This is a genomic window from Microbacterium sulfonylureivorans (assembly GCF_003999995.1).
In the GTDB taxonomy this organism is placed as follows: Bacteria; Actinomycetota; Actinomycetes; order Actinomycetales; family Microbacteriaceae; genus Microbacterium; species Microbacterium sulfonylureivorans.
Map to the genome: position 1 here is coordinate 90001 of NZ_RJAD01000001.1, position 24100 is coordinate 114100.

Genomic DNA, 24100 nt, shown 5'->3' on the forward strand with positions numbered 1-24100 from the left:
GTCACTCCAGGACGGTCACGGTGAGCTGCGACAGCGGCTCGGCGAGGGCGTTGATGAGGTCTGTCAGCTCGCGCTTGTCGTCGGGGGTCAGCGCCGTATAGGCGACGAAGCCATCGGCCAGCGAGCCGTGCGCCGCGAGCGCGGTCTCGAGCTCGGTGTAGCCGGCGTCGATGTCGGCGACGAGCGCCTCGCCCGCGTCGCCCTTCGACGCGGCGAAGTCGCGAGCGAGCGAGAAGGCCATCTTCGAGCCCTCCACGTTGGCCGCGAAGTCCCACAGGTCGGTGCCCGACCACCAGTCCTCCTCACCGGTGATCTTGCCGGTGGCGACCTCGTCGAGCAGCGCGATGGCGCCGTTCGAGATGCCGGCGACGCCCTGCTCGTCGAGCGCGGTCTGGAAGTCGGCGGAGTGGACGTAGTCGTACAGCTCCTGCACGTCGGCGATCAGCTGGTCTCCGAACGCGGCGCGCTCGTCCTCGGCGGACGGCGCCCAGTCCTGCCAGGCCGGGGTCTCGCCGTCGGCGTTGAGCGCGTCCTCGGCGGGAACCCACAGGTCCTTCTCGATGCGGTGGAACCCGGTCCAGTCGAGGCCCTCCGCGACGGCGTCGACCTCGCGGTAGTCGATGCGCGGATCGAGGTCGCCCAGCGCCTCGGCGACCGGCTCGATGCGCTCGTAGTACGCGCGCACCTGCGGGAACTGCTCCCGCGCGGCCGCGTCGTCGCCGGACTCGTACGCCGCGGCGAACGTCTCGACGGCGGGGAGCAGCTGGCCGACCTGATCCTTCACGAACGCCGCGTACAGGTCGACGGCCTGCTGCTTCTGCTCGGCGTCGGGCCCGTCGATCGCGACGGCCTCGCCCGTGACCGAGAACGCGGTCTTGCCGACGCCGTCGCCGACCATGCCCGGCTTGCACAGCGTGAAGTACTCGCCGGGCTGCGCCACGACGGTGAGCGTGCGGGATGCCCCGGGCGCGATGTTCTCGACTTCACCGACGATGCGGAGCCCGTCGTCGGCGAGCAGGTAGAACTCCGTGACCTCGTCCCCGGTGTTCTCGACGTCGAAGGCCAGCGTGCCGCTCTTCGCGGCGCCTGCGGAGACCTCGCAGCCGTCGGCGGTGGAGGTGACGGCGAGGGCGTCGGATGCCGCGGCGTCGGCCTTGGCTACACAGCCGGCGAGCGCGAGCGTGCCGACGGTCAGGGCGGCGATCGCCGCGGGGAGTCGAAGCGTGGTCATGTGGCTCCTTGCCGTGGAGTCGTGGGGACGACGGTGGTCTCGGGGACGAGCGCCTCGGAAACGAGGGCCTCGGGAACGAACGCGGCCTCGCGATCGGCGGTGGGCGCGGGTCGGGCGAGGACCCGAGACGGCGCCGGACGGAATTGCCGGCGCGCCCACAGCCCGCCGACGATCGCGACGTAGAGCACCCAGGCGACGACCTGCAGCCACGACATGCGCGGCATGAAGCCGACGGTCGCCTGCAGGATCGCGGCGAGGGGGCCGCCGGGCGGGATCGCCGCGCTGAGGTCGAAGGCCCAGCCGAACGGGAAGGCCGCCCAGCCGATCGCGACGAGTCCGGTTGCGGCGTCGATCGGAGCGGCGTCGGTGAAGGGGCCCGGGAGCGCGCCGGCCTCCTGCAGGTCGTGGATGCCGTACGCGAGCACGCCGGCGGCGACGATGATGAGGAACGCGCCCGTCCAGGTGAAGAACCGGCGCAGGTCGAGGCGCAGCATCCCTCGCGCCAGCAGCCAGCCGAGCAGGACGGCGGCGGCGAGACCGAGCAGGGCGCCGAGGAGCGCACTCGGGGCATCGCCGAACGACTGCACCATCGACCACAGCAGGAGCGTGGTCTCGACGCCCTCGCGCGCGACGGAGACGAAGCCGATGACGACGATCCCCCAGAGCCCGCCCGTCGCGAGGGCGCGGTCGATGTCGCCCTCGAGCGCGCGCTTGAGGGTGCGCGCGGTGCGCTGCATCCAGAAGATCATCCAGGTGACCATCGCGACGGTGAGCAGCGACAGCGTTCCGCCGAGGAGCTCCTGCGCCTCGAACGTCAGCGAGTAGGCGCCGAACGTGAGGACGGCGCCGATCAGCAGTGCCAGGGCGACGGCGAGACCGACTCCCGCCCACATCCGCGGCAGGACGTCGCGTCGTCCGAGCTTCGTCAGGTAGGCGACGAGTATGCCCACGACCAGCGCGGCTTCGAGGCCTTCGCGCAGGCCGATGAGGAGCGTAGCGAGCAACGGGGATCCAACTTCGTTCGGGGAGGTGCGGCCCACCGTCGCGTCACCGGAGACGTCACGGGTATGAGGTAAGCCTTACCTTCGAAGCTACCCGATTCGTCCGGATGCTGTCCACTCCGTGACGCCGCTCGCCCGCAGGTAGACGTCGGCCAGGTGCTGCAGGTGCGGCAGCAGCGCGTCCGGTGAGTCCACGGTGAAGTCCATGCCGAGCATCCCGATGTACGCCGCGATCGTCTCGAGGCTGTCGGCCCCGGTGACCAGGATGGACGTCTCGGCGTCGACCGCCTCGACGACACCCACCGTGGGGTTGATCCGGGCGACCACCCGGTCGGCCGGCGCGGCGATCCGCAGCCGCGCATGCACCTTCCACCCGCTCGCGGCGATCGTGCGCAGCGCGAACGCGGTGTAGTCGCCCCCCGGGAGCGGCACCGGCGCGAAGGGGCGGCGGGTCGGCATCCGCGGCTCGACCCAGTCGAGCCGGAACGTCTCCCACTCGCCCGACTCGGGGTCGCGCGCGACGAGGTACCACCGGCGCTGCCAGTTGAGCACCCGGTACGGCTCGACGCGGCGCGCTTCGCCGCGGTAGTCGAATCGGATCCACTCCCCGTCGTGGACGGCCTGCGCGACGACGCCGAGCGTGCGCGGGTCGACCTGGGGATCGGGCGCGTCCGTGTCGATGTTCTCGGGGCCGCGGTCCACGCTCGCGCCGACGGCGTCGACCGTCGGCCGCAAGCGCGGGGGAAGCACCTGGAGGAGCTTTGCCAGGGCGCGGGCTCCGGCATCCTCGATCCCCGCCACCCCCGTCGCCACCCGCAGGCCGATCGCCATCGCGACGGCTTCGTCGTCGTCGAGCAGCAGCGGCGGGAGCTTTCCGCCGGCGCCGAGCCGGTACGAACCGGCACGACCGCGCGTCGCATCGACGGGGTACCCGAGCGCGCGCAGCCGCTCGACGTCGTTGCGGATGGTTCGCGGTGACACGTCGAGGCGCCCGGCGAGCTCCGGTCCGCTCCAGTCGCGGCGGGTCTGGAGCAGGGCGAGAAGGGCGAGCATGCGCGCAGAGGTGTCCGCCAAGAGACTTTCCGTGCCCTCTCGTTAACAGGAAGAAAACGTACCTATATCGACCGTAATGTCGAAGACATGAACACCGCAACCGCCTCCACCGAGATCCGCCCCTTCCGCGTCGAGATCGCTCAGGCCGACCTGGACGATCTCCTCTCCCGCCTCGCGCGGACCCGTCTGCCCCAGGCCGCACCCGCCGACGACTGGGAGTCGGGCACACCGACCTCGTATCTCCGCGACGCGGTCGAGCGCTGGCGCGAGGGGTTCGAGTGGCGCGCCGCGGAGGCGCGCATGAACGAGCACCCGCAGTTCACGACCGAGATCGACGGCCAGACGTTCCACTTCGTTCACGTCCGCTCGCCCCACGCGGGCGCCACGCCGCTGCTGCTCGCCCACACCTACCCGGGCTCGTTCGTCGACTACCTCGACATGATCGGTGCGCTCGTCGACCCCGTCGCCCACGGCGGCCGGGCGGAGGACGCCTTCGACGTCGTCATCCCCGACGCCCCCGGGTTCGGGTTCAGCCAGCCTGTCACCGAGGCCGGCTGGACGACCGCACGGGTCGCTGCGGCGTACGACGTGCTCATGCGCCGCCTCGGCTACGTCTCCTACGGCATCCACGGCAGCGACAACGGCGCGATGGTCGCGCGGGAGCTGGGCCTGCTCGCCCCGGAGGGCTTCCTCGGCCTGCACGTGCTGCAGCTGTTCTCCTTCCCGTCGGGAGACCCGGCCGAGTTCGAGAAGCTCGAGCCGCAGGACTACGCCGGACTCGAGCACATGCAGTGGTTCCAGTCGGTCGGCGGCTACAACACGATGAACGCATCACGGCCGCAGACGATCGCGGCGGGGCTGTCCGACTCGCCGGTCGCCCTCCTCGCCTACTCCGAGCTGTTCAACTCGTTCGGCAACGGCACGAGCCTCGTGCCCCTCGACGCGATCCTCACCGAGGTGTCCGTCGCCTGGTTCGCGAACGCGTCGGCAGGCATGAGCCGCGCGTACCGCGAGAACGCGCTCGCGGAGGCCGAGCCGCGTGTGAGCGAGGCCCGCACCGGCGTCGCGGTGTTCGCCGACGACTTCCAGACGATCAGGGTCTTCGCCGAGCGAGACAACGCGAACATCGTGCACTGGAGCCGCTTCGAGCGCGGCGGCCACTATGCCGCGCTCGAGGTTCCCGAGGTCGTCGTCAGCGACATCCGGGCCTTCTTCGCCCCGGAGTGAACCCGGCGGGCGGGGCGCTCGGCTCGACCGCGCGCCCCGCCCGCTTAACCCACTGCAACAAACGAGCGGATGCCGAGGCATCCGCCTACTCTCGGGTCATGAGCGACCTGAACCTGCCGATCCTCGATCTGTCGCAGCTCGACGAAGGCCCCGAGGCGGCCTCCCGATTCCGCGACGACCTTCGTGCGGCGACCCACGACGTCGGGTTCTTCTACCTGACCGGAACGGGGATCTCGCCGGCGCTCGAGGCGCGCCTGCACCGGGCCGCGCGCGACTTCTTCGCCCTTCCCGAGGCGGACAAGCTCGCGATCGAGAACGTCAAGAGCCCGCACTTCCGCGGGTACACGCGCATCGGCGGCGAGCGCACCCAGGGCAAGGTCGACTGGCGCGAGCAGATCGACATCGGGCCGGAGCGCGAGGCCGTCGCCGACACCGGCGCCGCCGACTTCTTCCGTCTCGTCGGACCGAACCTGTGGCCGGACGCCCAGCCCGAGCTGCGCGAGGTGGTGTCGGAGTGGCACGACCACCTGTCGGGCGTCGCGCGCAAGCTGCTGCGCGCGTGGGCACTGTCGCTGGGCGCTGCGGAGAACTACTTCGACGAGCACTTCGGCGAACCGTCGACGCTCATCAAGATCGTCCGGTACCCGGGCAAGGAGGACCCGACGCCGCAACAGGGAGTCGGCGCGCACAAGGACTCCGGCGTTCTGACGCTGCTGTGGGTCGAGCCCGGCAAGGGAGGCCTGCAGGTCGAGCGCGACGGTGAGTGGGTCGACGCCCCACCGGTGCCGGGCGCGTTCGTCGTCAACATCGGCGAGCTCCTCGAGTACGCGACGCAGGGGTACCTCATCGCGACGAAGCACCGCGTGATCTCGCCCCGCTACCCCGACGACCGCATCTCGGTGCCCTTCTTCTTCAACCCGGCCCTCGACAAGCGCCTGCCGCTCATCGAGCTGCCGGCGGAGCTGGCGGCCGAGGCGCGCGGAGTGACGCGAGACCCGGCGAACCCGATCCACGCGCTCTACGGCGAGAACGCCCTGAAGTCGCGGCTGCGTGCGCATCCCGACGTGGCCGAGATCCACCACGCCGATCTCGTCGCCGCACGCTCGGCGACCGTCTGACGACCCGGCACGCACAGGGGTGGAGCCGGCGCGGCGGTGACGCCATAGTGGGATCGTCCGCCGACGGAGGAGGCCCCATGCCGGATCAGACGTTCGACGTCGAAGTCGCCCGCGAGTTCGACGCGCCCATCGAGCGCGTGTGGCGCGCCTGGACGACGCCCGACGACCTCCGCGAGTGGTGGGGTCCGCATGGCTTCACCTGCCCGCGCGCCGAGGCCGATGTGCGCCCGGGTGGCGCGATCGTCGTCACCATGAGGGCGCCGGCCGAGTGGGGCGGTTCCGAGCACCACAGCCGGTGGGACATCACGGATGCCGTGGCCCCGACGCTTCTGCGCTACGTCCACCGGTTCTGCGACGCCGAGGGGCGGCCGATCTCGGCAGCCGAAGCCGGCGTTCCGCCGGGCGTGCCCGACGAGAACCACCACGAAGTCGTGCTCGCCGACCTCGGCGACGGCCGGACGCTGCTCGAGATGGTCGAGCACGGGTACTTCACGGCCGATGCGCGCGACCTCTCCGCGAACGGGCTCGAGCAGTGCCTCGAGAAGATGGCCTCGCTCGTCGAGCGACCGGCCTGACCGCAGACGCGAAGAAGGCCGCCCCACACCTGGGACGGCCTTCTCAAGAAGTTCTCTGCGCGATTGAACGCTGGTTCGCTCTGCCTTATCGACGAAGGCCGAGGCGCTCGATGAGCGAGCGGTAGCGGTTGATGTCGATGTCCTGGAGGTAACCCAGGAGACGACGACGCTGACCGACCATCAGGAACAGGCCACGACGCGAGTGGTGGTCGTGCTTGTGCTCCTTCAGGTGCTCGGTGAGGTCCTTGATGCGCTGCGTCAGCATCGCGACCTGCACCTCGGGGGATCCGGTGTCACCGGGGTGCGTCGCGTACTCTTCGATGATCGCCTTCTTAGCGTCAGATTCGAGTGGCATAGATGGGATCCCCTTCCTGGTCATTGCGCGGCGCTCGACGCCTGATGCGTGAGCTCTCTTTATCCGCGGCCGATCAAACGGCAACCTCAAGAGTCTACCAGCCCCCGCGACCCCCACGCGAACGACCGTGCCTCGCACTCCCGCGGCCGGGTTAGCCTCGAAGGATGCCCCACCCCCTGCCCACCGGACGCGCCCGGTGAGGGCGCGTCTGCGACGCGATCACTTCATCGATCTGCGCCCGTTCACGGCGAGCCCTGCGTTCGCGAGGATGTGGATCGGATCGACCCTCGCAGGCCTCGGCGGCCAGCTCACGATCGTGGCGATCATGCTCCACATGTACGAGCTGACCGACTCGACGTTCGCCGTCGCCATGATCGCGGTCGCGGGACTCGTGCCGATGGTGATCGCCGGACTGTACGGCGGGATGCTCGCGGACGCCTTCGATCGCCGTACGGTCGCGCTCGTCGCCGCCACCGTCACCTTCGGCTCGACCGTGCTGCTCGCCGTGCTGGCGTGGGGGCAGCTCGAGACGGTGTGGTGGCTGTACGTGCTCAGCATCGTCAACTCGTCGGCGAACTCGATCGTGATGGCCACGCGTCAGGCGATCGTGCCCCGGCTCCTCCCCCGCGAGCTGCTGCCCGCGGCATCCGCTCTCGGGGGCATCACCGTCGGGATCATGGTCATGGCCGGACCCGCCCTGGCGGGGGTGATGGTCGCGTTCGTCGGCTACGCCTGGACGTACACCCTCGACGTCCTGCTCATGCTGTCGCTCTTCCTCGGCCTGTGGACGCTCCCCCGCCTGGTCCCCGAGGGCGTCGTCGCGCGCCCGGGGCTCGAGTCCCTGAAGGACGGCGCGCGGTTCCTCAAGCGCGCGGCGAACATCCGCCTGCAGTTCCTGCTCGACATCGTCGCGATGACGTTCGGCCAGCCCCTCGCCCTGTTCCCCGCGATCGGCGCCGTCCTCCTCGGCGGCGGCCCGATCACGACCGGCATCCTCACGGCCGCCATCGCCGCGGGCGCGTTCCTGTCGAGCCTGTTCTCCGGCCCCGTGGGGCGCGTGCGGCGTCACGGCCTGGGGATCGAGCGGGCGATCCTCGTGTACGGCGCGGCGATCGCCGCGCTCGGCCTGGTCCTCGGCGCCGCGGCGCTCGGATGGTTCGCCCCCGTCGTGGTCGACGAGGCATCCCCCAATCTCGTGCTCATCGTCGCGGCGTGCGCCACGCTCGCGGTGGCCGGCGCGGCCGACAACGTCAGCTCGATCTTCCGAAACACGATGGTGCAGGCCGCGGTCCCCGACGCCATCCGCGGCCGCCTCCAGGGCATCTTCATCGTGGTCGTAGCCGGAGGACCGCGCCTCGGCGCCCTCTACGCCGGCACGCTCGCGACGCTCACCGCGCTGTGGTTCCCTCCCCTGCTCGGCGGCTTCGTGATCATCGGGCTCGTCGCGTTCCTGGTGCGGCTGAGCCCGCGATTCCGCGCCTACGACGCCGAGGACCCGACACCGTAGCCGGACGGCCGCACATCGGCGGATTTCGGACGTCGCATTCCGCGGCGGCCTGCGGGGTCGGATGCCCGGCGTAGAGTCGCCGCGTGTCCACCGCCTCCACGACTACGGCGCCCGCGCCCGCCGACGCTCCCGCCGCCGGGACGTCGCAGCTCTCGATCGCCGTCCAGTTCACCCTCGCCGGGGTCGTGTGGGGCTCGAGCTTCCTGTTCATGAAGGTCGCCCTCGACGGCATCTCGCCCGCGCAGGTGGCGTGGTCGCGACTCATCCTCGGCGCGCTCGCGCTCGGGCTGTTCGTGCTGATCCGTCGGGAGGCGCTTCCCGGGCGGCTGAAGATCTGGGGGCACATGACGGTGCTCGCGGTGTCGTTCTGCGTCGTGCCGTTCCTGCTGTTCTCGTGGGCGCAGCAGCACGTCACGTCGGGACTCGCCAGCATCTACAACGCCACGACGCCCATCATGACCGCGATCATGGCGGGGCTGCTCTTCCGCGTCGAGAGGCTCAAGCCGCTGCAGGTCGCCGGCATCGGCCTCGGCATCCTGGGTGTCGTCGTCATCATCGGCCCGTGGCAGGGACTCGACCTCTCGCAGAGCCTCGTCGCCCAGCTCGCGATCCTCGGCGCGACGGCCTGCTACGGCTTCAGCCTCGCGTACATGCGCAAGTTCGTGTCGAACACCGGCATGAGCGCTCTGATGTTCTCGTTCCTCAACATCGGCATCGCCGCGGCGATCATGGCCGTGCTGACGCCGGTCCTCGTCCTCACCCCGGTGCAGCTGAACCCGTGGATCATCGTGAGCGTCGTGCTGCTCGGGTGCCTCGGCACGGGCGTCGCCTATATCTGGAACCAGAACGCGGTCCGCGCGTGGGGCCCGACCCGGGCGTCGACGGTGACGTACATCACTCCGCTCGTCGGAGTCGTGCTCGGCGCGATCATCCTCGGCGAGCGCCTCAGCTGGAACGAGCCGGTGGGTGCGCTGATCGTCTTCCTCGGCATCCTCCTCGCGCAGGACCGCCTGCGGCGCCGGCGCCGGAACGACGAAGAGGCGGATGCCGCAGCATCCGCCCCTTCTCCATCGCGCTGATCCGCCGGCTTCGGGTGCCGGCACAGGGTCAGTCCTGCTGGAGCGCGCCCTGGAGGTCCAGGGTGATGGTGATGTCCTTGCCGACGAGCACGCCGCCGGTCTCGAGGGCGGCGTTCCAGGTGAGGCCGAACTCCTCGCGGTTGACGACGGCCTTGGCGGTCGCGCCGGCCTTGTAGTTGCCCCACGGGTCGACGCCGAAGCCGCCGAACTCGAAGTCGAAGGTCACCGGCTTGGTGATGCCGCGGATGGTCAGGTCGCCGTCGACGAGGAAGTCGCCGTTCTCGACCCGGGCGCCGGTGGAGCGGAACTCCATCGTGGGGTGGTTCTCGACGTCGAAGAAGTCGGCCGAGCGGAGGTGGTTGTCGCGGCCCTCGTCCTTCGTGTCGACGGAGGTGACGTCGACGCTGGCCTCGACCTGCGCATCGAGGGGGTTCTCGGGGGCGACGAGCGTGGCGCTCTTCATGCCGAACGTGCCGCGCACCTTCGAGATCATCATGTGGCGCACACTGAACGTGACCTCGCTGTGTGCGGGGTCGAGCACCCAGGTGCCCGTCTTGTAGCCGGGGATGTCGAGGGTCGTGGTGGTGTTCGTCATGGTGATCCTTCGTGTCGGTGGATGCCGCCTTGGGTGACGGGCATACCGGGTCCAACACGAGGTGCGCGAGGATCTATTCCCCTGAATGCACAATTCTCGAGCGGATGCCGCGGCCTCACGCCACGACGGCACGACGGACGCGCCCCGGGGTCTCACCCGTGGTGCGTGCGAAGGCACGACTGAACGCGGCCTCCGATCCATAGCCGTGTGCTGACGCGACCGCCGCGACGCTCCGCCCGCTCGCGAGCATCGCGCGGGCCGCGCGCATGCGCGAGGCAGTGACGTAGGTCATCGCGGGCGTCCCCACCACGCCCGTGAAGCGCGCGGCGAACGCGGAGCGCGACATCGCCGCGAGGCGCGCGAGCTCGGCCAGTGTCCAGGGACGCCCGGGCTCGCGGTGGATCGCGGCGATCGCCGATCCGAGCTGCGGATCGCGCAGCGCGGCGAGCCATCCGCCGACCGAATCGGGCTCATCGGCGAGCCACGCGCGCACGGTCTCGACGACCAGGACGTCCGCGAGGCGCGTGGCGACCGCCTCGCCCCCCGGCCGCGGGTCGCGCAGCTCGCCCGCGAGCAGGGGCAGGAGTGCGGCCATCACGGGATGGCGGCCGGAGTCGACCTGCACGATCGCGGGGAGCACGGCGAGCATGTCGTGGACGGCCGGGGAATCGAACGCCACCACCCCGCACAGCATCGCGAGCGGCGCCCCCTCACCCTCCGGCCCGAGCCGGAGCACCGAGAAGGCCTCTCCGAGCATGGTCTGCGGGAGCAGGTCGGCCCGGCCCCGCACGCGAGCGCCGGGTTCGGTCGCGACGCGATGGCCGATGCCGCGCGGCACGAGGGCGAGGGCTCCGGCGTCCAGGCGCCGGGGCTCTTCTCCATCGACCTCGAGGTATGCCGTGCCGCGGGAGACGATGTGGAAGCTGAGCGTGTCGGGGAACTGCGGCATCGAGACCGCTGCCGAGCCGGCGACCTCCGTCCAGGAGTAGAACGCGCCCCGCATCCGCAGCTGGTAGAGCGCGTCGGTCAGGGGATCCTCGTTCCCCCACGGCATCGGAATGCTCATCGCGACTCCTGGACGTTCGATCATGGAATGCGTACAGATGACGATAGATCATCCAGAGCGTCGATGCCAGAGTCGGGATCAACGCACGAACTCGACTCAATGAAACGGAGATTCCCATGAACATCCTGGTGATCGGCGCCTCCGGCGGATCCGGCCGCGCCGTCTGCGACGCGCTGCTCGAGCGCGGCCACCGCGTGACGGCGCTCGCCCGGGGCGCATCCTCCCTCACCGCACGACCCGGGCTCGAGCGGGTGGACGGCGACGCGACCGACCGCGCCACGCTCGACCGCGTGCTACCGGGGCACGACGCCGTCGTCGTCACGCTCGGGATCGCCGAGCCCACGCTTCGCGTGCGCCTACGTGGCGCCCAGGGAACACCCGACGACGTGCGCTCGCGCGCCACGACCGAGCTCATCCGCGCTGCCCGCGAAGCAGGAGTGCGGCGCGTGATCGTGCAGTCCTCGTACGGCGTCGGCGCGACGCGCGACCTGCTCGGCTTCTTCGACCGGGTTCTCTTCGCGCTGATGATCAAGCCGCAGATCTTCGACACGGAGCTGCAGGAGATGGCGCTGCGCGGCTCCGAGCTCGACTGGACGATCGTGCAGCCCGTCTACCTCACCGACGACGACTCCCCCGCGCACTTCGTGTCGACCGACGGCCGCACGCGGGTGCGGAAGGTCGCACGACGCGGCGTCGCCGAGGTGCACGCGGACCTCGTCGAGCAGCGGACGATGATCGGCGAGACCGTCTCGGTCTCGGGCTGAGCGCCGGAAGACGGCGAGAGGGGCGGATGCCGCAGCATCCGCCCCTCTCGATCGTGTCGTGCGAGATCAGCCGACCGCGATGAGGTCGATGATGAAGACGAGCGTCTTGCCCCCGAGGAAGTGGCCGCCGGCCGGTCCGTAGGCGAGGTGCGGGGGGATCACGAGCTCGCGGCGGCCGCCGACCTTCATGCCCGGGATGCCGTCCTGCCAGCCCTGGATCAGGCCGCGGAGCGGGAACTGGATGCTCTCGCCGCGGTTCCAGGAGGAGTCGAACTCCTCGCCCGACTCGAACTCGACTCCGGCGTAGTGCACGGTGACGGTGTCGCCGGGCTTGGCCTCGGCTCCGTCGCCCACGATGATGTCGCGGATGACGAGGTCGGCGGGCGCGGGGCCGGTGGGGGCGTCGAATTCGGGCTTGGTGCGGTCGTCAGTCATGGTTCCATCCAACCCGAGCCGGTCGCCCGGGTCAACGCGAGAGGGTCTTGACACGCTCAGGAGGCCCCCGGCATCCTGGGGGCAGACCAACTCAGCGCTCGGTAGTCACGCAGGCATCGCCGCGGCACCGAGCGCTGAGTCTTGTGCGGGCATGCTTCGCCCGCCGCCGGCACCGCCCCGTTCCGTCGAGGGAGTCACCTGCGCCCTACGGCGCGAACAGAGCGGCGCGCGCGGCGGTCGTGCGCTGCAGCAGCACGCGCTCGTCCTCCGCCGCGTGAGGGTCGCGGCCGGTGATCGCGCGCTGCCTCGCCGCGGCGAGGGCGGTGGCGTCCGCGATGAAGCCCTTCATGAGGACCGTTCGATCGCCGCGGAGCGTGCCCGCCCACGCGAGCCCCGCCTTCCGCCCGGCGCCGGTCGCGAGCATGTCGGCCTCCTGCGGCGTGAACCAGCCCGCCTCGGCGTACTCGCCCAGGCGACGGCGGGTGAGCCGCGACTCCTCCCGGCGCAGCGCGATGACCCCGAGGATGAAGCCGACGAACAGCGGCACCTGCAGCGTCACGTAGAGCGCCCAGAAGTCGCCCAGCACGGCCGACGCGTTCCAGAGCGCATGGAGCGTCGTCGCCCCGATCATGCCGAGCACCCACGGTCCGATAGCCCGTCCGGCGGTGGCTCCGCGGCGCGCCGCGAGGCCGAGGGCGAATCCGGTGACGCTCGTGAACATCACGTGGGCGAAGGGCGAGAGGATGCCGCGCATGAAGAACGTCACGGTGGTGTCGGCCGCTCCGCCCTCGAGGAAGCTGACGGCGAAGTACTGGATGTTCTCGGTGAAGGCGAACCCGGCGCCGATCAGCGCGCCGTAGACGATGCCGTCGACCGGCCCGTCGAACGCGCGTCGCGCGGCGAGGAAGATGATGTAGACGCCGAGTCCCTTGCCGAACTCCTCGACGATCGGCGCCTGGATGATCGCGGATACCGCCTCGCTCTCCGGCGTCGACGCCGAGCCGAACACGAACGAGAGCACGAGGTCGACACCCAGGGCGATGCCCACGGCGGCGATCCCGCCCCAGGCCACGGCGAAGATGACCAGATTGAGCGGCTCGGGCTCCCACCGGTCGACGATCCGCACCGCGAGGAGCACACCTGCCAGCGGGATGAGTGCCAGCACCATGCCGATGAGGGATGCCGCAGGCCCGAGCGCGTTCAGGAAGTAGCCGACGAGCGCGACGAGGACGAGGACGAGGACGCCGCCGATCCAGATCGGCGCAGTCCGTCCGCGCCGCGGAGCGACGGGCATGGCCGCCGGCGACGTCGTCGCTGCGGGGATCACCGCGGGCGCCGCGTGCCGCGGCTGCGCGAGTGCGGACGGGAATTCGGGCGGCGTCAGGGACGGGCGCGCGCTCGCGTCCCCCGGGTCAAGCGTCATGCGCACAGCCTAAGGGTGCACGCGCGGCCCGATCGGGCGGCGCCACGGCCGGTAGGTTGGAGGAATGCGCTTCGCCCATGTGATCCCGCCTGGGTCGGACGACCCTCGGCTCGTCCTCGTGGACGGCGAGCACGCGGTGTTCGTCGACGAGCTGTTCGACGGGGCGCCTCGCCGCCTCGAAGAGCTCATCGCCGGGGGCGACGCGCTGCTCGCGCGCGTGCGCGAGACCGCGCACGGCGGGTCGCGGCATCCGCTCGGCGGGCAGCGCTACGCATCGGCCGTGCTCGCTCCCCCGGTGATCCTCGCGATCGGCCTGAACTACGCCGCCCACTCCAGCGAGCTCGGGCTCAAGACCGACTCGAACCCCACCGTGTTCGTGCTGTGGCCGAACTCGCTCACGGGCCACGACGCCACGACCACGTGGCCGCGATCGCTCAGCGAGTCCATCGACTACGAGGCCGAGCTCGGAGTGATCATCGGCACGCCTGCGAAGGACGTGTCGGCCGACGACGCCCTCGACCACGTGTGGGGCTACACCGTGGTCAACGACATCACCGCACGCGACATCCAGTACTCGGAAGCCCAGTGGTCGCGCTGCAAGTCGTTCGACGGCTTCACGCCGACCGGCCCGTTCGTCGTCACGGCGGATGAGATCCCCGACCCGCAGGACCTCCACATCTGGACGGTCCTCGACGGCAGGACGATGCAGGATGCCTCGACCGGCCAGATGGTCCGCACCGTCGCGACCCTCATCTCCCACCTGTCGAAGTCGGTGACCCTGCTCCCGGGGACGCTGATCTCCACCGGGAGCCCCGGCGGCGCCGGGTACTCGCGCGACCCGCAGGTCTTCCTGCGCGACCGATCGACGGTGACCGTCGGCATCGACGGCATCGGCGAGCTCACGACCCACTGTCGCATCCTCGGCTGACGCCCCGAGAACGGCGGAGCCGCACGGTCCCGAAGGACCGTGCGGCTCCGATGCGTGGGGCGGCGACCGGCGCGATGCGTCGGCCGCCCCGGGGTCACGGGCAGGTGACGGTGACGCCCGTGTCGGTCGTGTACACGCCGGGATCCATGCCGCGGCACAGCTCTGCGATGCTTCCGGCTGCGGCGAAGGCGATCACGATCAGCGCGATGACGGCGATGATCGACAGGACGAGGAAGATCCAGCCCAGGATGATCGCGATCTTCGCGGGGGTGTTCGAGAAGCCGGCCTTCTTGCTCTGCGACCGCGCGACGTAGCCGAGGATCAGGCCCAGGATCGAGATGAAGAAGACCGCCACCAGTGCGACGATCCCCATCGTCTTGCCGGGGTCGACGGCGGCGGGCGCACCATAGGCGGGCGCTGCGCCATAGGTCGGTGCGGCGCCGTACGCCGGGGCGGTGCCGTACGCCGGTGGCGCGTCGGGTGCGGGAGCCGCAGGCGGCGGAGTGGCCCCCTGTGCGGGGTCGTAGGGCGGCGGCGCGGCGCCGGGGTTCTGATCGGTCACGATCGTCCTCTCTGGGTGCTCGGAGCATTCATGTCTCACGGACATGCATGACGCTAGCGGTCGGCGCGGACGCCGACAATCGCCGCGCCGACGCGGGCGTGGACCCGTTCAGCCCTCTTCGGGCGTCGCCGGGCTCTCCGTGGGGAGCACGACGGGGATCGCGGCCGTGATCGCCTCGAGGCCCGAGAGTCGGGCCGGCGAGAGCTGCTTCGTGACCTCTTCGCGCGACATCAGCCCGGCTTCGACGACCAGATCGGCGACATTGCGCTTGGTGAGCAGTGCGGTCTTGGCGAGCGCGGCCGCGGCGGCGTAGCCGATGAACGGTGTGAGCGCCGTGATGACGCCGACGGATGCCCCGACCATCGCCCCGAGACGCTCGCGGTTCGCCGTGATGCCGTCGATGCAGTTGACGCGCAGCGTGTGCATCCCGCGTCGCATCCAGGTGATGGACTGGAAGATCGAATGCGCGATCACGGGCTCGAAGGCGTTGAGCTGGAGCTGCCCGCCCTCCACGGCCATCGTCACCGTGAGGTCGGCGCCGGCGACGGCGAACGCGATCTGGTTCACGACCTCGGGGATGACGGGATTAACCTTGCCGGGCATGATGCTCGATCCCGCCTGGCGCGGCGGCAGGTTGATCTCGCCGAGACCCGCCTGCGGCCCCGACGACAGCAGTCGCAGGTCGTTGCAGATCTTCGACAGCTTGATCGCGTTGCGCTTGAGCGACGACGAGAACGACATGAACGCCCCGGTGTCGCTCGTCGACTCGACGAGGTCGGTCGCCAGGTCGAGGTCGAGCCCGCTGATCTCGCGCAGGTGCGCGAGCACGGCGTTGCTGTAGTCGGGGTGGGTCGTGATGCCCGTGCCGATGGCCGTGGCGCCCATGTTGATCTCGTAGAGGAGGTAGGCGTTCTCCTTCAGGCGGCTGTGGTCCTCGCCGAGGGTCGTGGCGAATCCGTGGAACTCCTGCCCGAGAGTCATGGGCACGGCGTCCTGCAGCTGCGTGCGCCCCACCTTCAGCACGTCGTGGAACTCGACCGCCTTGGCGAGGAACGCGCGCCGCAGCAGGTCGAGCTCGTCCAGGAGCGTCAGCAGGTCGAGACCGAGACCGACCTTGATCGCCGTCGGGTAGACGTCGTTGGTGGACTGGCTGCGGTTGGTGTCGTCGATGGGCGAGAGGAACGCGTAGTCGCCCTTCTCGCGACCGGCGAGCTCGAGCGCGATGTTGGTGATGACCTCGTTCGCGTTCATGTTGGTCGAGGTGCCGGCGCCGCCCTGGATGACGCCGACCACGAACTGGTCGTGGTGCTCGCCGTCGATCACGAGCTGCGAGGCGCGGTCGATGAGGTCCGCCTTCTCGGCGGAGAGCACGCCGATGTCGCGGTTCGCGCGGGCGGAGGCCTGCTTGACCATCGCGAGGGCGCGGACCAGGTCGGCGTAGACCGAGATGGGCCGCTTCGAGATCTCGAAGTTCTCCAGCGCGCGGGCGGTGTGGATCCCCCAGTACGCGTCGGCGGGGATCTCGAGGGATCCCAGGGAGTCGGTCTCGGTACGGGTGCGCGTCATTGCGTCCAGGGCCATGGTGTGAGTCCTTGTGGGTTGGTCACGGCTGTGTGAGGGGATGCCTTCACCCTACGCGCGGACCGCCCGTCGCGCGGATGTACGCGGGGTACATCGCGACATCGAAGCTGTACAGAACGTCTACGGTGCGGGGATCACGGACGCTTGCGCGAGAACGCCTCGAGTCGCTCCTCGGGCGTGAGCCGCGACATCCGCTCCACCCATTCCGCCGAGAAGAAGTCGCCGGTCGGCGCATCGACGACGGGAACCACCGCGTGGGTGATGGCGTCGTCGTAGACGTGGACCAGGTGGAACGACTGGCCCGCATCCATGCCGTTCACCTCGGCGGCGGGTCGTGCGAGGTTCATCGTGTAGCAGGTCGCGGCCGCGACGCTCACGGGGATGCCCGCGAAGGTGCCGCTGGTCGAATAGTGCAGATGACCGGCGAGGATCGCGCGCACGTCTGTGCCGGCGATGATCTCGGCCAGGCGCCCCTGATCACGAAGCTCGAGGATGTCGAACAGGGGGACGTGCGACGGCAGCGGCGGATGGTGGAGGGCGATGATCGTGCCGAGCGGCGCGGGCGTCGCCAGGATGCTCCGCAGCCACTGCAGCTGCTCGGGGTCGAGGTCTCCGTGGTGCCAGCCGGGCACGGTGGAGTCGAGGGCGACGAGCCGCAGCCCGCCGAGGTCCCATACTCCCGTGACCGGCTCCTCGGTCGGCGTCAGGTCGAGCAGGTCACGGCGCAGCGCCGTGCGCTCGTCGTGGTTGCCGGCGACCCAGACGACCGGAGCGTCCAGGCGTGCGGCGAACGGCTCGACGGCCTCGCGCAGCGCGCGATACGCCGCGGGCTCGCCCAGGTCGGTGAGGTCGCCCGTGAAGACGATCGCGTCCGGCCGGATGCCGGTGGCCTCGGCCGCCTCGAGGGTGCGGGTGAGGTTGGCTGCCGTGTCGAAGCGCCCACCGAGAGCGCGGTTGCCCGCGAGGAGGTGAGTGTCGCTGATGTGCAGCAGGGTGCGCCGCGCGGGAGCGTACTGACCGAATCGGACGGGAACGGATGCGACGGGGCCGGGGGCTCCGGACGATGCGTCCGCGGCGGCTGAGGAGGGCATCGCGACCATTTCCTCAGCCTACGACCCTGTGCGGACTGCGCTCAGTGGTTGAAGACGATGAGCAGCAGCCCGCCCAGCACCGCGGCGCCCGCGACGCCGAACGACGCGTAGGCGCCGACCAGCGCGAACCGCTTCTGCCCGTCGGTCAGCGGACTCTTCTTCGCCGCCTTGGCCGCCGCCTTCTCGGCGCGACGGGCCTCCTTCTCGGAGATGACGGTGATGGCATCGGTGAACTCGGCCGGGGCGACGACGGGCGCCCGACCCGCCCGGACGAGCAGCCGCAGGCCGAGGGCGTACGCGCTCACGACGACGGTCGCCGAGATGAACGCGGCGATGAAGACCTGGACGAATGCGAACCAGTCGATGCTCACGGCTGACCCCCGCTCTTCGGGCCGCGTGAAGATCGCTCGGCGGCCTTGGCCGACTTCGCGGCCTTCTTCGCCGCCGCCTCCTGCGCCGCGCGCAGTCTCGCCTCTTCGCGGGCGATCGCGCGCTGGCGGCGGGTCGGCGGCGGATTGCGCTTGACCTTGACGGCAGCGCCCGAGTCGGCGACCTCGCTCATCGCGTTGGCGGCGGTGACCGAGTCGCGGCGCGAGCGCAGGAAGAGGGCGAGGATGATGAGGACCGCGATGACGGCGTCGATGATGATGCCCCAGAACGGGAACCACACGACGATGAGGGCGGCCACGGCGCCGACCGCGCCGGCGGCGGGCAGCGTGAGGATCCAGCCGATCATGATGCGGCCGACCGTGCGCCAGCGCACCTGCGAGCCGCGTCGCCCGAGCCCCGACCCGATCACGGAGCCCGAGGCGACCTGGGTGGTCGAGAGCGCGAATCCGAGCGCGCTCGAGGCGAGGATCGTGGAGGCGGTCGAGCTCTCCGCCGCGAATCCCTGCGCGGGCTTGACGTCGGTGAGCCCCTTGCCGAGCGTGCGGATGATCCGCCAGCCGCCCATGTAGGTGCCGAGGGCGATCGTGATCGCGCAGGCGAAGATGACCCAGGTCTGCGGTTCGGGATTCGACGCCGACTGGAATCCGGAGGTGATGAGCAGGAGCGTGATGATGCCCATCGTCTTCTGCGCGTCGTTGGTGCCGTGGGCGAGGGCGACGAGCGACGAGGTGAAGATCTGGCCGACGCGGAAGCCGTCGCGGCCGTCGGGCTTGGCGTCGTAGCGACGCGTGATCGCATAGGCGAGCTTCGTCGCCGTGAACGCGATGATCCCGGCCGTGAGCGGTGCGATGAACGCCGGGAGGATGACCTTCGACATCACGACGCCGAAGTCGATCGCCGCGACGCCCACGCCGACGATGGTGGCGCCGATGAGGCCTCCGAAGAGCGCGTGCGACGACGACGAGGGCAGGCCGAGCAGCCACGTGAGCATGTTCCAGGTGATCGCGCCGATGAGGCCGGCGAAGATGATCTCAGGGAAGATCGACGACGAGATCTCGGATTCCTTGATGATGCCGCCTGAGATCGTCTGCGCCACCTCTGTCGACAGGAAGGCGCCGACGAGGTTCAGCAGCGCGGCGAGGAGCACCGCCGTCTTGGGCTTGAGCGCGCCCGTCGCGATGGGCGTCGCCATCGCGTTGGCCGTGTCGTGGAAACCGTTCGTGAAGTCGAAGAACAGCGCGAGTGCGATGACCAGCACGATGATGAGGGTTGCGGATTCCACCGTTCGCTTTCCGTAATGAGGATGTGGAGAGGAGTGCCGACGGGATCGGCGTGACGAACGAACAGTTCACCTTGAGTTCAGGAACCGGCAACCGGCCAGAAGAATCCTTACACCGCCCTGCCCTCCGGTCAACTCGACAGGGACCCGTCCCCGCCCGTCGCCGGCCGACGCGGGCTAGCGTGGACCCGTGACCGTCCACGACACCCCCGCCGCAGCATCCGCCCCCATCGCCGACCCGCGCCCGGTCGTCCGGAGCCATCACGGCGACGACGTCGAAGACCGGTACGAATGGTTCCGCGCCAAGGAGGATGCGGCGGTCATCGCCCACCTCGAAGCCGAGAACGAGTACACCCGCGGCCGCACCGCCCACCTCGACGCTCTGCGGGAGCGGATCTTCGAGGAGATCAAGGGCCGCACCCTCGAGACCGACCTCTCGGTGCCCACCCGACGCGGTGCGTGGTGGTACTACGGCCGCACGGTCGAAGGCAAGCAGTACGGCATCCAGTGCCGCGCCCCGCTGGCGTCGGCCGACGACTGGACGCCGCCCGAGCTCTCGCCCGACACCGAGGTGCCCGGTGAGCAGGTCCTGCTCGACGGCAATGTCGAGGCCGAGGGGAACGAGTTCTTCTCGCTCGGGAGCTTCGAGATCTCGACCGACGGCACGCTCATGCTCTACGGCGTCGACGTCGCCGGCGACGAGCGCTACACCGTGCGCGTTCGCAACCTCGCCACCGGCGAGCAGCTGCCCGACGAGATCCCGGACACCTTCGCCGGGGCGACGTTCTCGCCCGACGGCCGGTTCATCGTCTACACGACGGTCGACGACGCGTGGCGCCCCGACACCGTCTGGCTGCACGAGCTCGGCACCCCGGTCGACAGCGACGCGAAGCTCTTCCACGAGCCCGACGAGCGCTACTGGGTCGGCGCCGGGTTCACCCGCAGCGACCGGTTCCTCGTGATCGAGATCGGTTCGTCCATCACGAGCGAGGAGTGGCTGGTCGACGCCACCGACCTCCGGAGTGCGCCGCGCGTGGTCTGGCCGCGCACGGAGGGCGTCGAGTACGAGGCGGCGCACGCGGTCGTCGACGGCGAGGACGTGCTCTTCGTCCTCCACAACGACGGCGCCCTGGACTTCGAGCTCGTCCGGGTGGCGGCATCCGATCCCTCCGGAGCACGCGAGGTCGTGATCCCGCACCGTCCCGGACACCGCCTCCTCGGGGTGTCGACGTTCCGCGATTGGGGCGTCGTGGGCTACCGACGCGGCGGACTCCCCCGGCTCGGCATGCTCGACTATGCGAGCGGCGAGGTGCGCGAGATCGAGTTCGACGAGCCGCTGTACGCGGTCGGCTCGGGCGGCAACCCGGAGTGGGCGCCGCCGCTGCTTCGTCTGGGCTACGGCTCGTTCGTCACCCCCGGCACCGTGTACGACTACGACGTCGCCACCGGCGACCTCCTGCTGCGCAAGCGCCAGCCGGTCCTCGGCGGCTACGACCCCGAGGACTACGCGCAGGCGCGAGTCTGGGCGACGGCGCAGGACGGCACGCAGATCCCGATCTCACTCGTCTGGAAGCGCTCGTTCGGCGACGCCGGCGCCGCGCCACGACCCGTGCACCTCTACGGTTACGGCTCTTACGAGCACTCGATCGAGCCCGGCCTGTCGGTGCCCCGCCTGTCGGAGCTCGACCGCGGCGTGGTGTTCGCGGTCGCGCACGTGCGCGGCGGCGGCGAGATGGGACGCCAGTGGTATGAGGACGGGAAGCTCCTCGCCAAGCGCAACACGTTCACCGACTTCGTGGACTGCGCGCTCCACCTCATCGACAACGGATACACCACGGCCGACCGCATGGTCGCCGAGGGCGGGTCGGCCGGCGGACTGCTGATGGGCGCGGTCGCGAACCTCGCCCCGGAGCTGTTCGCCGGCATCCTGGCCGACGTCCCCTTCGTCGATGCCCTGACGACCATCCTCGATCCGTCGCTCCCCCTGACGGTGATCGAGTGGGACGAGTGGGGCGACCCGCTGCACGACGCCGACGTGTACGCCTACATGAAGTCGTACTCGCCCTACGAGAACGTGCGCACGGATGTCGCGTACCCGCGCATCCTCGCCGTGACGTCGCTCAACGACACGCGCGTGCTCTACGTCGAGCCGGCGAAGTGGGTCGCACGCCTCCGCGAGGTCGGGGCCGACGCCCTGCTCAAGTGCGAGATGGTCGCCGGTCACGGCGGCGTGAGTGGACGCTACAACGCCTGGCGCGAGCGCGCGTTCGAATTGGCCTGGCTGCTCGAGGTGCTCGGCGTCGCCGACGTCTGACCTGCGGTGAGCGGATGCCTCTGGCCGAGGCATCCGCTCAGTCCTCGGCGCATGTCCCACTTCGTCCGGCTCGTGTCCCAGTTGGTCTCGCTATGCCGGGGCAATACCGAGCGGAAGCGGGACACGACAGGCGGGGCGGTGCAGATCTCGGCCGGGATTGCCCGGTGCATCGCGGTGTGACGCAGCGGGCGGGAGAGACGGCGGACTGTGGGATGCCCGGGCGGTCAGCGGACTGTGGGATGCCCGGGGGGGGTCAGCGCCCCGTGCGCCAACCGGCCTCGGCCAGAGCCTCGTGAACCTTGTGCAGCGCTGTCGCTCCCGAACCTCTCATGTGGTGATTCAGGATCCGAACGATGTGCCAGCCTTCTGCGCGGATACGATCCCATCGATCGGCGTCCTTCGCGAACTGGACGGCATTCTCGGCGTGCACACGGCCGTCGTACTCGACAGCGACCCGCCATCTGGGGTAGGCGAGGTCCAGCTCGGCGATCGGGCGCCCTCCGATCGTTCTCAGAACCCACCCGGTCTCCGGCTCGGGGAGCCCTCCGCGGACGATCAGCAGGCGCAGCCTCGTCTCGCGCGGCGACCTCGTTCGCGGCCGCACGGACGCCAGCGCCCGACGGAGCAGCCCGCCGCGGAGATCGCCCATCACCTCGATCTCGGTCCGCAGGTCATCGACCGCCGCGCGCGGCACGTGCCCCGCGATGAGGAAGTCCCCCGCGGCGATGAGGTCGTCGAGCCGCCAACTCATCCCTGCCTGACGCCATGCCCGCACCGGGTGCTCGATCGGAAGACCGTGTTCGCTGCTCTGGACAGCGGACTCACGGACCTGCAGCCGATGTCCCCGGACTCCCTCCGTCCGCGGCTCCCGTGCGGGGCGATGTGCCGACACATGGATCGTCGGCCGGTGCGGCCACTCCGGCATCGGGGCCCCGATCAGGCCGAGCGCCGTCTCGTGGCTGAAGAACTGCCACGGCTTCAGACGCGGCGCGTATTCGAGGCAGGCGGCCAGCAATGATCCGTCGGCGCCGCGGTCGCGGGATGCCCGCACCCCGCGGAACGGGGTGCGAAGGTCGGCGCGGTGGAGCCGCCCGCGCGCGACGCCGGAATCGATCGCCTCGGCGACCGAGAACACCGTCGGCAGATGTTCAGGGAGGGGTTCGGGGAGGCGCGGCACCTCGCCAGAGTGAACCGCCGGAGTCCGCGGCGATGATCGGTCGCCCTCATCTGTGGATACCGTCGCGTTCGGACCGGGCTGAGGAGGACCCCCACCCCTCACTCCCCGGACCGTCGCGTTCGGCCCGGGCTGAGGAGGACCCCCACCCTCACCTCGCCGTGTCCCAATCTGTTCCGCAATGGCGCAGCGATACCGCTGCAAACCGGGACATGAAGCGGGCAAACCGGGACATGAAGCGGGCAAACCGGGACATGACGGGGGCAGATGCCTCGGCCGAGGCATCCGCTCACTCCGAGGCTCAGCCGAAGAGCGCCGCGGCCTCTTCGTAGCGGTAGAGCGGAACGGTGTTGAGCTCGCCGAGCGCCTCGGCGAACGGCACGCGGACGATGTCCGTGCCGCGCATGGCCACCATCTGTCCCCACGCGCCGTCGACCACCGCGTCGGCCGCGTGCAGTCCCAGGCGAGTCGCGAGGACGCGGTCGAATCCGGACGGCGATCCGCCGCGCTGGATGTGCCCGAGGACCGTGGACCGGGTCTCGATGCCGGTCAGGCGCTCGATCTCGGGCGCGATGACCTCGCTGATGCCGCCCAGGCGCGGGCGGTTGAACGCATCGAGGCCCTTGTCGCTGAAGGCCTCGTCCATGCCGGTGAGTGTGAAGCCCTCCGACACGACGATGAGCGGCGCGCGACCGCGGTCGTGGGCGCGCGAGACGAGCGATGCGATCTCGTCGATCGACATCGGAACCTCGGGGATGCAGATCGCGTGCGCGCCCGCTGCCATGCCGGCGTGCAGGGCGATCCAGCCGACGTGGCGGCCCATGACCTCGGCGACCATGCAGCGCTGGTGCGAGTCGCCGGTGGTGCGGAGGCGGTCCATGGCATCGGTGGCGATGTTCACGGCTGTGTCGAAGCCGAACGAGTAGTCCGTCGCGCGCAGGTCGTTGTCGATCGTCTTGGGGACGCCGAGCACGTTGATGCCGTCGTTGGCGAGGCGATTCGCCGCCGCGAGGGTGCCCTCGCCGCCGATCGCGATGATGCCGTCGAGGCGGTGGCCGTACATCGTCTTCGCGATGTTCTCCGCACCGCCGCGGGGGCCCTCGTACGGGTTGGTGCGGCTCGTGCCCAGGATCGTCCCGCCGACCTTCGAGAGGCCCTTGACCTCGTGCCGCGTGAGCGGGAAGAAGTCGCCGTCGACGACACCGCGCCAGCCGTCGCGGATGCCGACGAACTCGAGGTCGTACGTCGTCGTTCCCTTGAGCACGACGCCGCGGATGACCGCGTTCAGTCCGGGGCAGTCGCCGCCGCTGGTCAGGATGCCGATCTTCATAGCTGTGTTCCTCGCTGTCGGG

The 24100-nt window shown here is 70.3% G+C and carries 23 protein-coding genes; 8 read left to right on the forward strand and 15 right to left on the reverse strand.

Going from position 1 to position 24100, the window contains the following annotated elements; translation table 11 throughout:
- Position 1 precedes the first annotated feature (1 nt).
- The 3 genes from efeO to EER34_RS00455 form a co-directional block, all read right to left on the reverse strand.
- Positions 2 to 1231 (reverse strand): iron uptake system protein EfeO, encoded by a 1230-nt coding sequence (gene efeO, locus EER34_RS00445; protein ID WP_127472631.1) that lies wholly within the window; start codon positions 1229 to 1231, stop codon positions 2 to 4.
- Positions 1228 to 2235 carry an iron uptake transporter permease EfeU gene (efeU, locus tag EER34_RS00450; RefSeq protein WP_127472632.1) on the reverse strand — a complete coding sequence of 336 codons (1008 nt, stop codon included), beginning with the start codon at positions 2233 to 2235 and terminating at the stop codon, positions 1228 to 1230. Before efeU ends, efeO begins: the two co-directional genes overlap by 4 nt.
- 87 nt (positions 2236 to 2322) lie before the next feature.
- On the reverse strand, positions 2323 to 3306 hold the full coding sequence (locus tag EER34_RS00455) for a helix-turn-helix transcriptional regulator (RefSeq protein ID WP_127472633.1): 984 nt from the start codon (positions 3304 to 3306) through the stop codon (positions 2323 to 2325).
- Between the two features lie 66 nt (positions 3307 to 3372).
- Between EER34_RS00455 and EER34_RS00460 the strand changes: the two genes are divergently transcribed.
- The 3 genes from EER34_RS00460 (at position 3373) to EER34_RS00470 (ending at position 6205) form a co-directional block, all read left to right on the forward strand.
- Positions 3373 to 4512, forward strand: a complete 1140-nt coding sequence (locus tag EER34_RS00460; protein WP_127472634.1) for an epoxide hydrolase family protein — start codon at positions 3373 to 3375, stop codon at positions 4510 to 4512.
- A 98-nt stretch (positions 4513 to 4610) separates the two neighbouring features.
- A complete protein-coding gene (locus EER34_RS00465) occupies positions 4611 to 5630 on the forward strand; it encodes an isopenicillin N synthase family dioxygenase (RefSeq protein WP_127472635.1) in 1020 nt (339 codons plus the stop codon).
- 77 nt (positions 5631 to 5707) lie between these two features.
- Positions 5708 to 6205 (forward strand): SRPBCC family protein, encoded by a 498-nt coding sequence (locus EER34_RS00470; protein ID WP_127472636.1) that lies wholly within the window; start codon positions 5708 to 5710, stop codon positions 6203 to 6205.
- Positions 6206 to 6290: 85 nt separating this feature from the next.
- Here EER34_RS00470 and rpsO read toward each other — a convergent pair whose 3' ends face one another.
- Positions 6291 to 6560: a 30S ribosomal protein S15 gene (gene rpsO, locus EER34_RS00475; protein ID WP_056121136.1), complete on the reverse strand. Its 270-nt coding sequence runs from the start codon at positions 6558 to 6560 to the stop codon at positions 6291 to 6293.
- A gap of 196 nt (positions 6561 to 6756) precedes the next feature.
- Here rpsO and EER34_RS00480 point away from each other — a divergent pair, with 196 nt between their 5' ends.
- Together EER34_RS00480 and EER34_RS00485 are read left to right on the forward strand one after the other, a co-directional pair.
- A complete protein-coding gene (locus EER34_RS00480) occupies positions 6757 to 8067 on the forward strand; it encodes an MFS transporter (protein ID WP_276317239.1) in 1311 nt (436 codons plus the stop codon).
- A gap of 83 nt (positions 8068 to 8150) precedes the next feature.
- Entirely contained in the window at positions 8151 to 9146 is a 996-nt protein-coding gene (locus EER34_RS00485; protein WP_127472637.1) for a DMT family transporter, read from the forward strand.
- A gap of 28 nt (positions 9147 to 9174) precedes the next feature.
- On the opposite strand, the gene EER34_RS00490 is transcribed toward EER34_RS00485, so the two are convergent.
- Positions 9175 to 9741: a YceI family protein gene (locus tag EER34_RS00490; RefSeq protein ID WP_127472638.1), complete on the reverse strand. Its 567-nt coding sequence runs from the start codon at positions 9739 to 9741 to the stop codon at positions 9175 to 9177.
- 115 nt (positions 9742 to 9856) lie between these two features.
- Positions 9857 to 10807 carry an AraC family transcriptional regulator gene (locus tag EER34_RS00495; protein WP_127472639.1) on the reverse strand — a complete coding sequence of 317 codons (951 nt, stop codon included), beginning with the start codon at positions 10805 to 10807 and terminating at the stop codon, positions 9857 to 9859.
- A gap of 116 nt (positions 10808 to 10923) precedes the next feature.
- Here EER34_RS00495 and EER34_RS00500 point away from each other — a divergent pair, with 116 nt between their 5' ends.
- Positions 10924 to 11571: an NAD(P)-dependent oxidoreductase gene (locus EER34_RS00500; RefSeq protein WP_127472640.1), complete on the forward strand. Its 648-nt coding sequence runs from the start codon at positions 10924 to 10926 to the stop codon at positions 11569 to 11571.
- Between the two features lie 66 nt (positions 11572 to 11637).
- Here EER34_RS00500 and EER34_RS00505 read toward each other — a convergent pair whose 3' ends face one another.
- A complete protein-coding gene (locus EER34_RS00505) occupies positions 11638 to 12006 on the reverse strand; it encodes an FKBP-type peptidyl-prolyl cis-trans isomerase (protein WP_127472641.1) in 369 nt (122 codons plus the stop codon).
- Between the two features lie 205 nt (positions 12007 to 12211).
- On the reverse strand, positions 12212 to 13429 hold the full coding sequence (locus tag EER34_RS00510) for a PrsW family intramembrane metalloprotease (protein ID WP_127472642.1): 1218 nt from the start codon (positions 13427 to 13429) through the stop codon (positions 12212 to 12214).
- Positions 13430 to 13493: 64 nt separating this feature from the next.
- Here EER34_RS00510 and EER34_RS00515 point away from each other — a divergent pair, with 64 nt between their 5' ends.
- Positions 13494 to 14357, forward strand: coding sequence for a fumarylacetoacetate hydrolase family protein (locus tag EER34_RS00515; protein ID WP_127472643.1), 864 nt, complete (start codon positions 13494 to 13496; stop codon positions 14355 to 14357).
- Between the two features lie 94 nt (positions 14358 to 14451).
- On the opposite strand, the gene EER34_RS17365 is transcribed toward EER34_RS00515, so the two are convergent.
- The 5 genes from EER34_RS17365 to EER34_RS00535 form a co-directional block, all read right to left on the reverse strand.
- Positions 14452 to 14919: a DUF4190 domain-containing protein gene (locus tag EER34_RS17365; RefSeq protein ID WP_164743408.1), complete on the reverse strand. Its 468-nt coding sequence runs from the start codon at positions 14917 to 14919 to the stop codon at positions 14452 to 14454.
- Positions 14920 to 15027: 108 nt separating this feature from the next.
- A complete protein-coding gene (locus EER34_RS00520) occupies positions 15028 to 16500 on the reverse strand; it encodes an aspartate ammonia-lyase (protein ID WP_127472644.1) in 1473 nt (490 codons plus the stop codon).
- A gap of 134 nt (positions 16501 to 16634) precedes the next feature.
- Positions 16635 to 17600, reverse strand: a complete 966-nt coding sequence (locus tag EER34_RS00525) for a phosphodiesterase (RefSeq protein WP_420845956.1) — start codon at positions 17598 to 17600, stop codon at positions 16635 to 16637.
- Between the two features lie 32 nt (positions 17601 to 17632).
- On the reverse strand, positions 17633 to 17962 hold the full coding sequence (locus EER34_RS00530) for a peptidase (RefSeq protein ID WP_127472645.1): 330 nt from the start codon (positions 17960 to 17962) through the stop codon (positions 17633 to 17635).
- Complete coding sequence (locus tag EER34_RS00535; RefSeq protein WP_127472646.1) at positions 17959 to 19263, reverse strand: inorganic phosphate transporter; 1305 nt, start codon at positions 19261 to 19263, stop codon at positions 17959 to 17961. The genes EER34_RS00530 and EER34_RS00535 overlap by 4 nt, the downstream gene beginning before the upstream one ends.
- Positions 19264 to 19450: 187 nt before the next feature.
- On the opposite strand from EER34_RS00535, the gene EER34_RS00540 reads away from it, so the two are divergent.
- Positions 19451 to 21574, forward strand: coding sequence for a S9 family peptidase (locus tag EER34_RS00540; protein ID WP_127472647.1), 2124 nt, complete (start codon positions 19451 to 19453; stop codon positions 21572 to 21574).
- 253 nt (positions 21575 to 21827) lie between these two features.
- On the opposite strand, the gene EER34_RS00545 is transcribed toward EER34_RS00540, so the two are convergent.
- Positions 21828 to 22751, reverse strand: a complete 924-nt coding sequence (locus tag EER34_RS00545) for an endonuclease domain-containing protein (RefSeq protein ID WP_127472648.1) — start codon at positions 22749 to 22751, stop codon at positions 21828 to 21830.
- Between the two features lie 298 nt (positions 22752 to 23049).
- Positions 23050 to 24078, reverse strand: coding sequence for an ATP-dependent 6-phosphofructokinase (locus tag EER34_RS00550; RefSeq protein ID WP_127472649.1), 1029 nt, complete (start codon positions 24076 to 24078; stop codon positions 23050 to 23052).
- Between the last annotated feature and the right edge of the window lie 22 nt (positions 24079 to 24100).

Bases quoted from the DNA above. Each gene is read 5' to 3' on its own strand.
- efeO (WP_127472631.1), bottom strand. From the start codon at position 1,231: ATGACCACGCTTCGACTCCCCGCGGCGATCGCCGCCCTGACCGTCGGC.
- EER34_RS00465 (WP_127472635.1), top strand. From the start codon at position 4,611: ATGAGCGACCTGAACCTGCCGATCCTCGATCTGTCGCAGCTCGACGAA.
- EER34_RS00495 (WP_127472639.1), bottom strand. From the start codon at position 10,807: ATGAGCATTCCGATGCCGTGGGGGAACGAGGATCCCCTGACCGACGCG.
- rpsO (WP_056121136.1), bottom strand. From the start codon at position 6,560: ATGCCACTCGAATCTGACGCTAAGAAGGCGATCATCGAAGAGTACGCG.
- EER34_RS00550 (WP_127472649.1), bottom strand. From the start codon at position 24,078: ATGAAGATCGGCATCCTGACCAGCGGCGGCGACTGCCCCGGACTGAAC.
- EER34_RS00520 (WP_127472644.1), bottom strand. From the start codon at position 16,500: ATGGCCCTGGACGCAATGACGCGCACCCGTACCGAGACCGACTCCCTG.
- EER34_RS00500 (WP_127472640.1), top strand. From the start codon at position 10,924: ATGAACATCCTGGTGATCGGCGCCTCCGGCGGATCCGGCCGCGCCGTC.
- EER34_RS00470 (WP_127472636.1), top strand. From the start codon at position 5,708: ATGCCGGATCAGACGTTCGACGTCGAAGTCGCCCGCGAGTTCGACGCG.
- EER34_RS00510 (WP_127472642.1), bottom strand. From the start codon at position 13,429: ATGACGCTTGACCCGGGGGACGCGAGCGCGCGCCCGTCCCTGACGCCG.
- EER34_RS00490 (WP_127472638.1), bottom strand. From the start codon at position 9,741: ATGACGAACACCACCACGACCCTCGACATCCCCGGCTACAAGACGGGC.
- EER34_RS00505 (WP_127472641.1), bottom strand. From the start codon at position 12,006: ATGACTGACGACCGCACCAAGCCCGAATTCGACGCCCCCACCGGCCCC.
- EER34_RS00460 (WP_127472634.1), top strand. From the start codon at position 3,373: ATGAACACCGCAACCGCCTCCACCGAGATCCGCCCCTTCCGCGTCGAG.
- EER34_RS00515 (WP_127472643.1), top strand. From the start codon at position 13,494: ATGCGCTTCGCCCATGTGATCCCGCCTGGGTCGGACGACCCTCGGCTC.
- EER34_RS00525 (WP_420845956.1), bottom strand. From the start codon at position 17,600: ATGGTCGCGATGCCCTCCTCAGCCGCCGCGGACGCATCGTCCGGAGCC.